Genomic DNA, 14,250 nt, shown 5'->3' with positions numbered 1-14,250 from the left:
GCAGAGCCGTTGATTTCGGGCCACAAGGCGCGCCATTCCCGAAATATGGTAACTTTTCGGCTAGCAATCATGGTTACCGCTGCGGCCTGTTTTGGGCCCCGTCCCGTCTCGGCCCATGCCGCCGTCGCAAGCGCCACCACGCGCCCGCAACACGCCGGCGTGCTTCACGCGGTTCGCATGACGAGAAGCCGAATTTCGGAGACAACGCATTTCACTTGAGGAAGAAACGCTCCGATTTGTCATTGCCGGGCGTGACCCGGCAATCCAGCCCTCGCGGCCGGTTGCGCGTGCGGCTTCTGGATAGCCGGGTCAAGCCCGGCTATGGCAAGGTCGTGCGAACTCGAAGACGCCTCGGCGAACTGCAATTGCGTACCGGAGGCCGGCTTATTCCGCGGCGGCCCGCAGCCGGAAGGGCAGGTCGAGCTTGCGCCACACCGCCACCAGCGCCTTCGTCAGTTCGGCGATCAAGGCTTCGTCATGGAAAGGCGTCGGCGTGATGCGCAGGCGCTCGGTGCCGCGTGGCACGGTGGGGTAGTTGATCGGCTGGATATAGATGCCGTGCTCGGCGAGCAGCATGTCACTGGCGGCCTTGCAGCGTTCGGCATCGCCGACGATCACCGGCACGATATGGGTTTGCGAGATCGTCACCGGCAAGCCGGCATCCGCAAGCGCCGCCTTGGTGCGGGCCGCATTGGCCTGCTGGGCCGCGCGCGCGCTCTGCGAGGTCTTGAGGTGGCGGACCGAGGCCTGGGCCGCCGCCGCCACCGCCGGCGGCAGCGCCGAGGTGAAGATGAAGCCCGGCGCATGCGAGCGCACGGCATCGACGATGGGTGTGTTGGCGGCGATATAGCCGCCCAGCGTGCCGAAAGCCTTGGCGAGCGTGCCTTCGATCACGTCGACGCGTGCCATCTCGCCGTCACGCTCGGCGATGCCGCCGCCCCGCGCGCCATACATGCCGACGGCATGGACTTCGTCGAGATAGGTCATGGCGTTGTAGCGTTCGGCCAGATCGCAGATCCGCCCGATCGGCGCGATGTCGCCATCCATGGAATAGACGCTCTCGAAGGCGATCAGCTTGGGACGCTCCTTGCCGGCCTTGCGCAGGAGCTCCTCGAGATGATCGAGATCGTTGTGGCGGAAGATCACCTTCTCGCGGCCCGATTGCCGCACGCCCTCGATCATCGAATTGTGGTTGAGCTGGTCGGACAGGATCAGGCCGTCGGGCAGCAGCTTGCCGATGGTGGAGATTCCGGTCTGGTTGGACACATAGCCGGAGGTGAAGACGAGGGCCGCCGGCTTGCCGTGGAGATCGGCAAGCTCCTGCTCCAACATCACCACCTGATGGCTGTTGCCCGAGATGTTGCGCGTGCCGCCGGCACCGACGCCGAGTTGCTGGGCCGCCTCGACCATCGCCGCGATCGAGGCCGGATGCTGGCCCATGCCGAGATAGTCGTTGGAGCACCACACCACGATCTCGCGCGGACCATCGGGCGCATGCCAGAGGGCATGGGGAAAGCGCCCCGCGATCCGTTCGATGTCGGCGAAGACACGATAGCGCTTCTCGCGCCGGAGAGCGTCGACAGCCGTTTCGAAAATCGCAGTATAGTTCATCATTTCAACCCAAACTCGCCTTCGGCCGGCCCTGGCCGGCGATGGTCAATATCCGGCGACACCGGCCCCGAGAGACCGTTGCTCGCTTCGAATTCTTCCAATCTGGATCAGTCATAACCCGGATTTCGGGCCGATGCACCATGATGGACAGTAAAGACGGCGATTGGTCGCGGGTCCCTGCGCTTTCGCACGCAACGCAACCTCACGACGCAAAACTAAGGCAAAGGTGCCCGGCCGTCTTCCTCCGATTGCTGGAAAGTGCTTCCGGCAGGAGTGCGAACGGGTCGAGGACAAAGAAATATTTTCGACGCCCGATGGACGATTCACCCCCATCCTTATTAATGAAAGGAAACAAGATTTCCTGATGCACAGCGGCTACCCCGTGTTCCTCCCCGATATCGAGACCCGTGAAGCCCGCGAGAGGGATGGCGCCGCCGCCGGGCCCAGCGCCCCGGCAAAACTCCGAGGGCCGGTGCGGCCATGAGGAACGAGGCTTCGCTGCGCCCCATCCTGATGTCGGGACTGGGGGTGACCTTCCTGGCCTTTCTCGACACCGGCATGAAGGTGATCTCGACCACCTATCCCCTCATGCAGGCCATCACCATGCGCTATGGCGCCGGGGCCGTGATCGCCTTGGCGATCTATCTCCTCTTCGCCAAGGGCTGGCCGAGTCCGGCCGCCTTCAGGCGCAACGCCCTGCGCGCCGTGGTGGTGCTGGCGACGGCGGCCTGCTTCTTCACGGCAATTTCGCGGCTGCCGCTGGTCGAGGCGATCACCCTCACCTTCCTCGCCCCGTTGCTGATGGCACTGCTGGGGCGCATCATCCTGAAGGAGCCGATCGCCGTGCGGGCGCTGGTCGCCATCCTGGTCGGCTTTGCCGGCGTGCTGGTGATCGCCCGTGGCCAGGAGGCCAGCCAGGCCCATGCCTTCGACGTGATCGGCCTGTTGGCCGCGCTCGGCTGCGCCTTCTTCTATGCCCTGTCGATGGTGCTGATGCGCCAGCAGTCGAGCCAGGATTCGACCCTGACCATCGTGATGCTCTCCAATTGTTTCGCCTTCCTGTTCGTATTGCCGGCCGGGGTGTGGCAATGGCAACCAGTCAAGTTCGAGCATTGGGCTATTACGGCCACGGTGGGCCTGTTCGGCACATTCGGGCATCTGTGCCTCGCCTGGGCCTATGCGCGTGGCCATGCCGCGCGGCTCGGCATCATGGAATATACCGCCTTCGTCTGGGCGATGATCTTCGGCTATTACCTCTTCGCCGAAGTGCCGACGAACTGGACGCTCGCGGGCGCTACGCTGATCATGGCAGCCTGTCTCTTCGCCACTTTCAGCGCTCCGCGGGCCCGCCCGGCCTGAGGCCCGGCCGGGATTCGTCCCCGGTCCCATTCACCAAATTCACTTTGGTCGAAATTGTTTGCAGGGGCGCTCCTTGACAGTCCGCAGGGGGCTGACTAAATCCCGGTCAGTCGTTAGCACTCACCATTGCTGAGTGCTAACGGTCTATCATAAAATCCCTTCGATGTGGACCAAGGGGCCCCGCCCCTCGCACAAGAGGAAGACAACCATGAAGTTCCGTCCGCTCCACGACCGTGTGGTCGTCCAGCGCGTCGATGCCGAAGAAAAGACCAAGGGCGGCATCATCATCCCCGACACTGCCAAGGAAAAGCCCCAGGAGGGCAAGGTCATCGCCGTCGGCCCGGGTGGCCGCGACGAAGCCGGCAAGCTCACCCCCCTCGATGTCAAGGCTGGTGATCGCGTCCTGTTCGGCAAGTGGTCCGGCACCGAGATCAAGCTCGATGGTGAGGATTACCTCATCATGAAGGAATCCGACATCATGGGTATCGTTGCCTAATCGGCAGCTACCATTCTCCCCATTCATTCTGAGGACACCCACATGGCTGCCAAGGAAGTCAAATTCTCTACCGACGCGCGCGACAAGATGCTGCGCGGCGTCGACATTCTCGCCAATGCCGTCAAGGTCACGCTAGGCCCGAAGGGTCGCAACGTCGTGATCGAGAAGTCGTTCGGCGCGCCCCGCATCACCAAGGACGGCGTCACCGTCGCCAAGGAAATCGAACTTGCCGACAAGTTCGAGAACATGGGCGCCCAGATGGTGCGTGAGGTCGCTTCCAAGACCAACGACACCGCCGGTGACGGCACCACCACCGCTACGGTTCTCGCCCAGGCCATCGTCCGCGAAGGCGCCAAGGCGGTTGCCGCCGGCATGAACCCGATGGACCTCAAGCGCGGTATCGACCTGGCTGTCCAGGCTGCCGTCAAGGACATCGCCGACCGTTCCAAGAAGGTCGCGAACTCCTCCGAGATCGCCCAGGTCGGCACCATCTCGGCCAATGGCGACGCCTTCATCGGCGGCGAAATCGCCAAGGCCATGCAGAAGGTCGGCAATGAAGGCGTGATCACGGTCGAAGAGGCCAAGAGCCTCGACACCGAAGTCGACATCGTCGAAGGCATGCAGTTCGACCGCGGCTACCTGTCGCCCTACTTCATCACCAATGCCGAGAAGATGATCGCGGACCTCGAGGATCCCTACATCCTCATCCACGAGAAGAAGCTCTCGGGCCTCCAGGCCATGCTGCCGGTGCTCGAAGCCGTCGTGCAGACCGGCAAGCCCCTGCTCATCGTCGCTGAAGACGTCGAAGGCGAAGCCCTCGCCACCCTCGTCGTCAACAAGCTGCGTGGCGGCCTGAAGATCGCTGCCGTCAAGGCTCCGGGCTTCGGCGATCGCCGCAAGGCCATGCTGGAAGACATCGCCATCCTCACGGGCGGCCAGGTGATCTCCGACGACCTCGGCATCAAGCTCGAGACCGTGACCCTCCAGATGCTCGGCCGCGCCAAGAAGGTGTCGATCGAGAAGGAGAAGACCACGATCGTCGACGGCGCCGGCAAGAAGAAGGACATCGAAGGCCGCGTCTCCCAGATCAAGGCTCAGATCGAAGAGACCACCTCCGACTACGACCGCGAGAAGCTCCAGGAGCGTCTGGCCAAGCTCGCCGGCGGCGTTGCCGTCATCCGCGTCGGTGGTTCCACCGAAGTGGAAGTCAAGGAGAAGAAGGATCGCGTTGACGACGCTCTGAACGCCACCCGCGCGGCCGTTCAGGAAGGCATCGTCCCCGGCGGCGGCACGGCTCTGCTCCGCGCCAAGGCTGCGGTCGCCAAGCTCTCCTCCGACAACTCGGACATCCGCGCCGGCATCAAGATCGTCGAGAAGGCTCTCGAAGCCCCGATCCGGCAGATCTGCGAGAACTCGGGCGTCGAAGGCTCGATCGTCGTCGGCAAGATCCTCGAGAACAAGTCGAAGACCTTCGGTTTCGACGCGCAGAACGAGGAATATGTCGACCTGCTCGAGAAGGGCATCGTCGATCCGGCCAAGGTCGTGCGCACCGCGCTGCAGGACGCCGCTTCGGTGGCTTCGCTCCTGATCACCACGGAAGCGATGATCGGCGAGGCGCCGAAGGACAAGGCCGCTGCGGCTCCGGCAATGCCGGGCGGTAGCATGGGCGGCATGGACTTCTAAGAAGTCCCTTCGCCCAAAAGCGAAACATGCTCACGTCCGGCATGCCGGACGTGAGGGGCGGCATGGACTTCTAAGTCCGGTCTCCTCGTGAGAATCTCAAAGGGCGGTGCGCAAGCGCCGCCCTTTTTGTTTGCTTGGATCATGCTTGTCGAAGGGCGCCCTTGAACCGGGCCGCCAGAGCAATAAATCTGGAAGACGCCCGTCTCTTTCCGCGGTCTCCCAGCCCGGCCATTCGCGTTCTCGAGTGCCTGGCGTCCCAAGGGAATTGACCTCGCCGCTCTCCAATTGCATGAAGGCTCATGGAACATTCCAACGCCAGTTTTCTCCCCAGCCTTCTGCTTTTCCTCGGCGCCGCCGTCGTCGCGGTTCCCATCTTCAAGCGCATCGGCTTCGGCGCTATCCTCGGTTACCTGATCGCCGGCTTGGCGATCGGCCCTTCCGGCTTCGCGCTGTTCACCGATACCGTCACCATCCAGCATATCGGCGAGATCGGCATCGTCCTCCTGCTCTTCGTCATCGGGCTCGAGCTGCAGCTCTCGCGCCTGCTGGCGATGCGCAAGGATATTTTCGGCCTCGGCGGCCTGCAGCTCGTGGTCTGCGCCCTGGTGATCGGCGGCATCGCCCATGCACTCGGCCTGTCGGTGATGGGGGCGGCACTCACCGGAATTGCCCTTGCCCTCTCCGCCACCGCCATCGCCCTGCAGGTCCTGGGCGAGCGCGGCGAATTGCAGGCGCCCTATGGCCAGCGCAGCTTCGCGGTCCTGCTGTTCCAGGACATGTCGGTGGTGCCGATCCTGGCCTTGATCCCGCTTTTTGCTGTCGAAGCTACCCATGCGGCCAGTGAGGGCGGCGGCTGGACCCGCACCGGCATCATGATCGGCTCGATCGCCGTGGTGGTGCTGGCGGGGCGTTATCTGCTCAACCCGCTGTTCCGCATCCTCGCCACCACCGACGCCCGCGAGGTGATGACGGCCGCCGCCCTGCTTTTGGTGCTCGGCACTGCCCTCCTGATGCAGTGGGCCGGCATGTCGATGGCCCTTGGTGCCTTCCTCGCCGGCGTGCTGCTGGCCGAATCGAATTTCCGCCACGAGCTCGAGGCCGACATCGAGCCCTTCCGCGGGCTGCTGCTCGGCCTGTTCTTCATGAGCGTTGGCATGGACATCAATGGCGCCCTGGTGCTGCAGCACTGGCTGGCCCTGGTGGTGGCTGCCCTCGGCCTCATCCTGGTCAAGTCCGTCTCGGTCGCCGCCGTCTTCCGCCTCACCGGCTCCACCAAGCTCGATGCCATCCGCTCCGGCATCCTGCTCTCGCCGGCCGGCGAATTCGCTTTCGTGCTGATCCCGCTCGGACTGTCCTACGGCTTCCTCCAGGGCGAGCAGGCCGGCTTCGTCAAGGCATTGGCGGCCTTCACCATGCTGTTCGGCCCCCTGATCGCGGCCGGCTCCGAGCGATTGCTCACCCGCTTCGCCCCGGCCGAGTTGACCCGGGAGGAAGATTATTCCGACGCGCACGGCAAGGCTCTGGTCATCGGCTTCGGCCGCTTCGGCCAGGTCGTCTCGCAGGTCCTGCGCACCGCCGACATCGAGACGACCATCATCGACAAGGATGTCGAGATGATCGACGTCGCCGCCCGCTTCGGTGCCAAGGTCTATTTCGGTGATGGCGGCCGGCTGGACGTGCTGCGCGCGGCCGGTGCCGGCGAGGCCCGCGTGATCTGCGTTGCGATCGACGACCGCGCCACGGCGGTGAAGATCGTCGAGATGGTCAAGGCCGAGTTTCCGCTCACCGAGGTCTATTCCCGCGCCTATGACCGCCAGCACGTGCTGGCGCTGCTGAGTGCCGGCGTCGATTTCCACATGCGCGAGACCTATGAGAGCGCCCTCGCCTTCGGACGATCGACCCTGGAAGCCCTCGGTGTCGACAATGTCGAGGCCGAGGAGATCATCGAGGATGTGCGCGATCGCGACGCAAGGCGCATCGTGGCGCAGCAGCAGGGCGGCATCTATGCCGGCATGGACCTGGTCAATTCCAAGCGCCTGATGAAGCCCGAGCCGCTGGAGCGTCCCGACACCGTCGGCGTCACCCTGAACAAAGAAGCCATCGACGCAGCCGAGGAGGCGAAGGAAGACGAAGAGACCGGCTGACGCAGCTTCATCGCGCTAGAGCATGGTGCCGAAAGGCGGTTACCGGCTTTCGGCGAAGACGATGCATCAACAATCAATGACAGCGTCGTGACCGAGTCGGAGATCGGGCACGATGCCGTAGCCTGACGCCCATCGAAGCGCACAGTCAGGCGGCCAAGCCCATTGCCTTGGCCGCCATATGGGTATCGCAGAATTGCAGGAACTGCTTGATCCTGCCGTCGGCGATCTCCAACAGGTCCAGCGTCTCCGTATCGAAGCGCTGCCCGGTCGGCACGAACAGCATGGTGCCCTTGGCGTGGACGGCGACGCGATCGCCATCCACCAGGATGGCGTCGATCCGATAGTCCTTCCAGTCCCAGGCCGCCACCAATCGGCGCATCGCCTGCCGCAAATTGTCCTGCCCGCGGACCTCGGTCGTCAGGACACCCAGCACCTCATCGCCAGCGAGCCGGAAGCTCGGATCCGACCCGAAACATTGCATGATGCCGTCCAAATCGCCGGCACTGCGCCGCTCATAGGCCCGGCGCACCAGCTCTTCCACGCTTGCCCGATCGCTCATGACGTTTCCCTCCAGCCGCATCGCACCGCGCTGGAGAAGCCGGACGAGGCGGATACCGCTAGAATACGCCTGCGCCGGCATCGGCCAAAGCGGCACTTTCGGTGGTGGGCGATCGACAGGCCGTCGCCCCATGGGCCCTTGAGCTGTTCAAAATTGTTTGTAGACTAACGATCTCAAACCATCGGGAGGAGCACAGCATGGCGCATGAGGAAGCTAGGGACGGCGGGGCCAATGACAAGCTCGTCATTCGCAATATCGGCCTCATCTTGAGCGGCGACATCGCCAATCCCATCCTCGACGCCGATACCATCGTGGCGGTGGGCGGGCGCATCGCCGCCATCGGCCGGGAGAAGGATCTCGACCTTTCCGGTGCCACCCGCGTGATCGACGCTTCCGGCACCGCCGTCACCCCGGGCCTGATCGACAGCCATGTCCATCCCGTCGCCGGCGACTGGACGCCGCGGCAGAACCAGCTCGGCTGGATCGAATCCAACCTCCATGGCGGCGTCACCACCATGATCTCGGCCGGCGAGGTGCACACGCCCGGCCGGCCGCGCGACGTCACCGGCCTCAAGGCGATGGCGATCTACGCCCAGCGTACCTTCTCCGCCTTCCGGCCCAGCGGCGTGAAGGTCCATGCCGGCGCGCCGGTGATCGAACCCGACATGGTGGAGGACGACTTCAAGGAACTCGCCGCCGCCGGCGTCAAGCTGCTCGGCGAGGTCGGTCTCGGCGGCGTCAAGGACGGCCCTACCGCGCGCAGGATGGTGGGCTGGGCCCGCAAATACGGCATCCAGTCGACCATCCACACCGGCGGCCCCTCGATCCCCGGCTCCGGCCTGATCGACAAGGACGTCGTGCTGGAAGCCGACACCGACGTCGTCGGCCACATCAATGGCGGCCATACGGCCCTGCCCCTCGACCAGATCCGCTGCATCTGCGAGGGCTGCGGCCGTGGCCTCGAACTGGTGCACAACGGCAATGAACGCGCCGCCCTCTACACGCTGCGCACCGCGCGCGAGATGAACCAGCTCGAGCGCGTCATCCTCGGCACGGATGCTCCCGCCGGATCGGGCGTGCAGCCGCTCGGCATATTGCGCATGGTCTCGATGCTGTCCTCGCTCGGCGACGTGCCGGCCGAGATCGCCCTGTGCTTTGCCACCGGCAACACCGCCCGCATGCGCTCGCTCGACTGCGGATTGATCGAAGTGGGCCGGGCTGCGGATTTCGTGCTGATGGACAAGGCCCAGCATTCGGCGGGCAAGGACCTTCTGGACAGCATCCAGCTCGGCGACCTGCCCGGCATCGGCATGACGGTCATCGATGGCGTGGTGCGCACCCAGCGCAGCCGCAACACGCCGCCGGCGACGAAGATGCCGGTGATCGTCGGGCCCTGAGGGTCCGCGTCGCGCGCCGGCGGACGAATGCGGATCCTGTCACTGCCATAAGGCACCAGTGATACGGCCCGCCTTAGGGTAACAGCGGCGTATCCGCATCAACAAGGGTGCCCGCAGTCACATAGGCGGTACGCAGGTACTGTGCTTGGCTGGAGGCCCGCGCGCCCTCGATGCCTGTATCCCCTTGCATCCCTGTTCCGGGGTCCCAGCGTGCCGTGTTCGCGCAGCGGATCAAGGACAGGAGAGAGCCTCATCGGCTCCAGGAGGGGTAAAATGAAGCATATCGGCACCATATTCGCCATGGCCGCGCTGCTGGTGGGCGCGGCGGGACCCGCCCTCGCGGCCGATCCGGAAAATTGCAGGGCGGTGCGGTTTTCCGATGTCGGCTGGACCGACATCACCTCGACCACCGCCATCGCCTCGGTCATGCTCAAGGGACTGGGCTATAGGCCCGAGACGACCGTGCTTTCCATTCCGGTCACCTATGCCTCGATGAAGGCCAAGGATATCGACGTCTATCTCGGCGACTGGCAACCGAGCATGGAGAACGACCGTAAGCCCTATCTGGAAGACAAGTCGATCGCGGTCATCGGCGCCAATCTGCCGGTGGGTGCGAAATACACCCTCGCCGTGCCCGAATACACCTATGCCAAGGGACTGCACGACTTCGCCGACATCGCCAAGTTCCGGGATAGCCTGCAAGGCAAGATCTACGGCATCGAACCCGGCAACAACGGCAATCGCCTGGTGCAAGGCCTGATCGACGCGAACAAGAACGGCCTGAAGGGCTTCCAGGTCGTCGAATCCTCGGAGCAGGGCATGCTGGCCCAGCTCCAGGGTGCCGTTGCCCGCCAGGACGACATGGTCTTCCTGGCCTGGGCGCCGCATCCCATGAACGTCAACTTCAAGATCCGCTATCTTACCGGCGGCGACGACACCTTCGGGCCGGACTATGGCAAGGCCGTCGTCAATACCAATGTGCGTGCTGGCTGGGCCGAACAATGCCCGAATGCAGCCCGCTTCATCGCCAATCTGAAATTCACTGTGGAGCTGGAAAACCAGATGATGCAGATGATCACAGGCGACGGCTTGGACGGCCCGGCGGCGGCGGAAAAATACCTCAAGGGCAATCCCGGCGTGCTGGAAACCTGGCTCGCGGGAGTCACGACCTTCGATGGGCAGCCCAGCTTGCCGGCGATCCGCAAAAGCCTTGGCTTGTAAGGCCTGACCCCGGCGGGCGGGCGTCTTGCACCCGCCCTCTCAACCTTCACTTGACAGACTCCGGGACCTCGATAATTTATTAGTACACTAACAATTTCTCACTCCGCGAGGTGGGGATGTATCTGCGCCCCAGAACGGTGGACGAAGCCTGCGAGGCCCTCGCAGTTGAGCCGATGCGCATTCTCGCCGGCGGCACCGACATCTTCCCTGCCCTGGGCGACAAGCCCCTGACCGGCGCCGTGCTCGACCTGTCCGCCATTGAAGGGCTGTCGGGCATCGAATTCGGTGTCGACCTCATCCGCATCGGCGCCCGTACGACCTGGTCGGCCATCGCCAGGGCTGCATTGCCGCCGGCTTTGCATGCCTTGCAGCAGGCCGCCCGCGAGGTCGGCGCCATCCAGATCCAGAATGCGGGAACCATAGCCGGCAATCTGTGCAATGCCTCGCCCGCCGCCGATGGCGTGCCGCCTCTGCTCGCCCTCGATGCGCGCGTGGAACTGCGCTCGGCAAAGGGCACGCGCGAACTGGCCTTGGCCGATTTCATCACGGGCTATCGCAGAACCGCCCGGCGCCCCGACGAATTGGTGAGTGCAGTCCTGGTGCCGCGCAGCATCGAGGCCGGCCGTTCGGCCTTCCTGAAGCTCGGGGCCCGCAAATATCTCGTCATCTCGATTGCGATGGTGGCCGTCATCATCGCTTGCGACGATGAAGGTAGAATCGTCGAGGCGCGTATCGCGGTCGGCGCCTGTTCGGAGGTCGCCCGACGCCTCACCGCTCTGGAGACGGCGCTCGTCGGCACGAAAGCGGGGCCTGGCCTCGGCGCGATGATCGAACCCGAGCATCTCGCAGGCCTTGCGCCGATCGACGACGTCAGGGCCAGTGCCGAGTATCGGCGTGATGCGGTAAGAACCTTGATTGCCCGAACGCTCGATGCGACCTTGCAATAGGGAGGGGTGGATGGACCAGAGGCTGCCCGGCTTCATGCTGAATGGCGAAACCGCCACCGTCGCGGCGGCGCCCGGCACCCGCCTGAGCCAAGTCCTGCGCGAAGGCTTCGGGCTGACGGGTACCAAGGTCGGCTGCGATGCCGGCGACTGCGGGGCCTGCACGGTCCTGCTCGACGGCGAGGCGGCCTGTTCCTGCCTGGTTGCCGCGGCGCAGATCGAGGGGCGCCGGGTCGACACCATCGAAGGGCTCACCCGCAGCAACCCTCTCACCGGGGCCTTGCAGGCCTCCTTCCTGCGGCACGGCGCGGCGCAATGCGGCATCTGCACGCCCGCTATGCTCACGGCCGCCACGGCCTTGCTGCAGAGTGGAACCGAGGTGACGGAAGACAGCGTCGCCGATGCTCTCGGCGGCGTCCTCTGCCGCTGCACCGGCTATCGCAAGATCATCGCCGCCGTGCTGGCTGTGGCTGAAGGCCCTGCAACCGCCCTGCCTTCCAACCCCGAAAGCCCGGTCGGCTCGCGTATCGATCGTCTCGATGGCGCGGCCAAGGTGGAAGGGCGCGACATTTTCGGTGCCGACGAGACACCGCACGATGTCCTGGCCCTGCGTGCCATACGCAGCCCGCACCATCGGGCCGCCTTCGAGATCGGCAACGTCGACGCTTTCCTCGCCGCGTATCCCGGAATCGTCAGGGTCTTCACCGCCCGCGACGTGCCGGGCCGCAATTGCTACGGCGTCATTCCGGCCTTTGCCGATCAGCCGGTGTTCGCCAGTGGCGAAACCCGTTTCCGCGGCGAGGCAATTGCTGCCGTGGTGGGCGAGCCGGAAGCCATCCAGGCCCTCGACCTCTCGGCCTTCCCGGTCGACTGGACCCCGCTCACGGCCCTTACGGCCATGGACGAGGCCCTCGCCTCGACCGATCTCCTCCATTCCGCCCGCCCCGAGAACGTCCTGACCCGAGGCCGCGTCGTGCGTGGTGACGCCGAAGCGGCGCTGGCCGCTGCCGATGCCGTGGTGGAGGGTGAGTTCGAGACCGGCTTCGTCGAGCACGCCTATATCGAACCGGAAGCCGGCTTTGCCCGGCGAGTGGGCGACCGGATCGAGATCCAGGCCTGCACGCAGGCGCCCTATATGGATCGCGACGACGTCGCGGGCCTGCTCGGCATCCCGCCGGAGAATGTGCGCATCATCCCGACCGCCGTGGGCGGCGGTTTCGGCTCCAAGCTCGACCTCTCAGTCCAGCCCTTCATCGCCGTCGCCGCCTGGCAGCTCGACCGCCCAGTTCGCATGGTCTACTCGCGCTCGGAATCGATCTCGACCACCACCAAGCGGCATCCGGCCCACATGAAGCTGCGGGTCGGCGCCTCCAGGGACGGCAAGCTCACCGCCATGGATTTTTCCGGCGACTTCAACACCGGTGCCTATTCTTCCTGGGGGCCGACGGTGGCGAACCGCGTGCCGGTGCACGCCTCCGGCCCTTACTACATCCCGCATTATCGCGCCCTCGCCCGTGCCGTACACACCCATCTGGTACCGGCGGGCGCCTTTCGCGGCTTTGGCGTGCCGCAATCCTCGATCGCCCAGGAACAGCTCTATGACGCGCTTGCCGACAAGCTCGGCATCGACAGGCTGGAATTCCGCATCCTCAACGCCCTCACCAACGACCTGCCGACCGTGACGGGCCAGGTGCTCGGCAAGGGCGTCGGCATCAGGAGATGCCTCGAGGCTCTGCGCGCGCCGTGGCGGCGCGCACGTGAGGAAGCCGCCGCCTTCAATGGCAGCCAGCAAGCATCCCTAAGGCGCGGAGTGGGTGTCGCCGGCATGTGGTATGGCTGCGGCAACACTTCCCTGCCCAATCCGTCCACCATCCGGCTCGGGCTCAAGTCCGATGGGCGCCTGGCGCTGCACCAGGGCGCGGTCGATATCGGCCAGGGTTCCAATACGGTAATCACCCAGATCTGCGCACAGGCGCTCGGCGCCCCGGTGGAGGCCTTCGACCTCGTCTCCGCCGACACCGACCTGTCGCCCGATTGCGGCAAGACCTCGGCCTCGCGCCAGACCTTCGTCACCGGCAAGGCGGCGGAGCTCGCCGGGCGGGACCTGCGCGCGCAGATCCTGCGCCAGACCAATGCCGGCGAAACGGCCACCATCCGCTTCGGCGATGCCGTGCTGACGGTGGAGGACGGCGAAAGGGTGCGCACGCTCAGGCTGGCAGACCTGTCGGCCAACGATCTCGGCTATACTCTTGCGACCGAACAGACCTTCGATCCGCCGACCAGCCCCCTCGATGCGGACGGCCAGGGCGAGCCCTACGCCCTCTACGGCTTCGGCGCCCATATGGCCGAAATCGAGGTCGATTGCGAGCTCGGCACCATCAAGGTCCTGAAGATCACCGCCACGCATGACGTCGGCCGCGCCATCAATCCCACCTTGGTGGAAGGCCAGATCGAAGGCGGCGTCGCCCAGGGCCTCGGGCTTGCCCTGATGGAGGAGTTCCATCCCGGCCGCGGCGAGAACCTGCACGATTATCTCATTCCCACCCTCGGCGACGTGCCGCCGGTGGAGACGATCCTGATCGAGGACGCCTCGCCCGTCGGCCCGTTCGGCGCCAAGGGCGTCGGCGAGCAGGCCCTCATTCCCACCGCGCCGGCCATCCTCAACGCGCTGCATGACGCGGCCGGGATCAGGCTGCGCCGGGTGCCGGCGACGCCGGATCGGGTCCGGGCTGCGATTTTGGCGAAAGCGCGGACCTAGGACGCAGCCTCCCTGGGACCGCTGGCTTCCAGCCGGCTTCTTTTTGGGCCCGATACGGCTGGGATCAAGGAAGAGCCG

General features: G+C 65.1%; 10 protein-coding genes. 8 read left to right on the top strand and 2 right to left on the bottom strand.

Translation table 11 applies throughout. The annotated features are described in order from the left end of the window. Positions 1-384: 384 nt before the first annotated feature. A complete protein-coding gene (gene hemA, locus ACTJKX_RS00050) occupies positions 385-1,611 on the bottom strand; it encodes a 5-aminolevulinate synthase (RefSeq protein ID WP_440724489.1) in 1,227 nt (408 codons plus the stop codon). Positions 1,612-2,091: 480 nt separating this feature from the next. On the opposite strand from hemA, the gene ACTJKX_RS00045 reads away from it, so the two are divergent. The 4 genes from ACTJKX_RS00045 (at position 2,092) to ACTJKX_RS00030 (ending at position 7,293) form a co-directional block, all read left to right on the top strand. After that, positions 2,092-2,970 carry a DMT family transporter gene (locus ACTJKX_RS00045; protein ID WP_440723964.1) on the top strand — a complete coding sequence of 293 codons (879 nt, stop codon included), beginning with the start codon at positions 2,092-2,094 and terminating at the stop codon, positions 2,968-2,970. Positions 2,971-3,178: 208 nt separating this feature from the next. Beyond that, positions 3,179-3,466: a co-chaperone GroES gene (groES, locus tag ACTJKX_RS00040; RefSeq protein ID WP_311942632.1), complete on the top strand. Its 288-nt coding sequence runs from the start codon at positions 3,179-3,181 to the stop codon at positions 3,464-3,466. A gap of 42 nt (positions 3,467-3,508) precedes the next feature. Next, complete coding sequence (gene groL / locus ACTJKX_RS00035) at positions 3,509-5,149, top strand: chaperonin GroEL (RefSeq protein WP_440723963.1); 1,641 nt, start codon at positions 3,509-3,511, stop codon at positions 5,147-5,149. A 299-nt stretch (positions 5,150-5,448) separates the two neighbouring features. Further along, entirely contained in the window at positions 5,449-7,293 is a 1,845-nt protein-coding gene (locus ACTJKX_RS00030) for a monovalent cation:proton antiporter-2 (CPA2) family protein (protein WP_311942637.1), read from the top strand. A gap of 145 nt (positions 7,294-7,438) precedes the next feature. Here ACTJKX_RS00030 and ACTJKX_RS00025 read toward each other — a convergent pair whose 3' ends face one another. Continuing rightward, positions 7,439-7,852: a nuclear transport factor 2 family protein gene (locus tag ACTJKX_RS00025; protein WP_440723962.1), complete on the bottom strand. Its 414-nt coding sequence runs from the start codon at positions 7,850-7,852 to the stop codon at positions 7,439-7,441. A gap of 197 nt (positions 7,853-8,049) precedes the next feature. Here ACTJKX_RS00025 and ACTJKX_RS00020 point away from each other — a divergent pair, with 197 nt between their 5' ends. From ACTJKX_RS00020 to ACTJKX_RS00005, 4 genes are all read left to right on the top strand, one after another. Beyond that, entirely contained in the window at positions 8,050-9,249 is a 1,200-nt protein-coding gene (locus tag ACTJKX_RS00020) for an amidohydrolase family protein (protein WP_440723961.1), read from the top strand. A 273-nt stretch (positions 9,250-9,522) separates the two neighbouring features. Then, a complete protein-coding gene (locus tag ACTJKX_RS00015; protein WP_440723960.1) occupies positions 9,523-10,470 on the top strand; it encodes a choline ABC transporter substrate-binding protein in 948 nt (315 codons plus the stop codon). A 116-nt stretch (positions 10,471-10,586) separates the two neighbouring features. Then, positions 10,587-11,417: an FAD binding domain-containing protein gene (locus ACTJKX_RS00010; RefSeq protein ID WP_440723959.1), complete on the top strand. Its 831-nt coding sequence runs from the start codon at positions 10,587-10,589 to the stop codon at positions 11,415-11,417. A 10-nt stretch (positions 11,418-11,427) separates the two neighbouring features. Next, positions 11,428-14,172, top strand: coding sequence for a molybdopterin-dependent oxidoreductase (locus ACTJKX_RS00005; protein ID WP_440723958.1), 2,745 nt, complete (start codon positions 11,428-11,430; stop codon positions 14,170-14,172). Positions 14,173-14,250 lie beyond the last annotated feature (78 nt).

The sequence above is a fragment of the Labrys sp. 22185 genome, assembly GCF_052045555.1.
Taxonomy (GTDB): Bacteria; Pseudomonadota; Alphaproteobacteria; order Rhizobiales; family Labraceae; genus Labrys; species Labrys neptuniae.
This window is presented reverse-complemented; position numbering and strand designations above follow the sequence as displayed.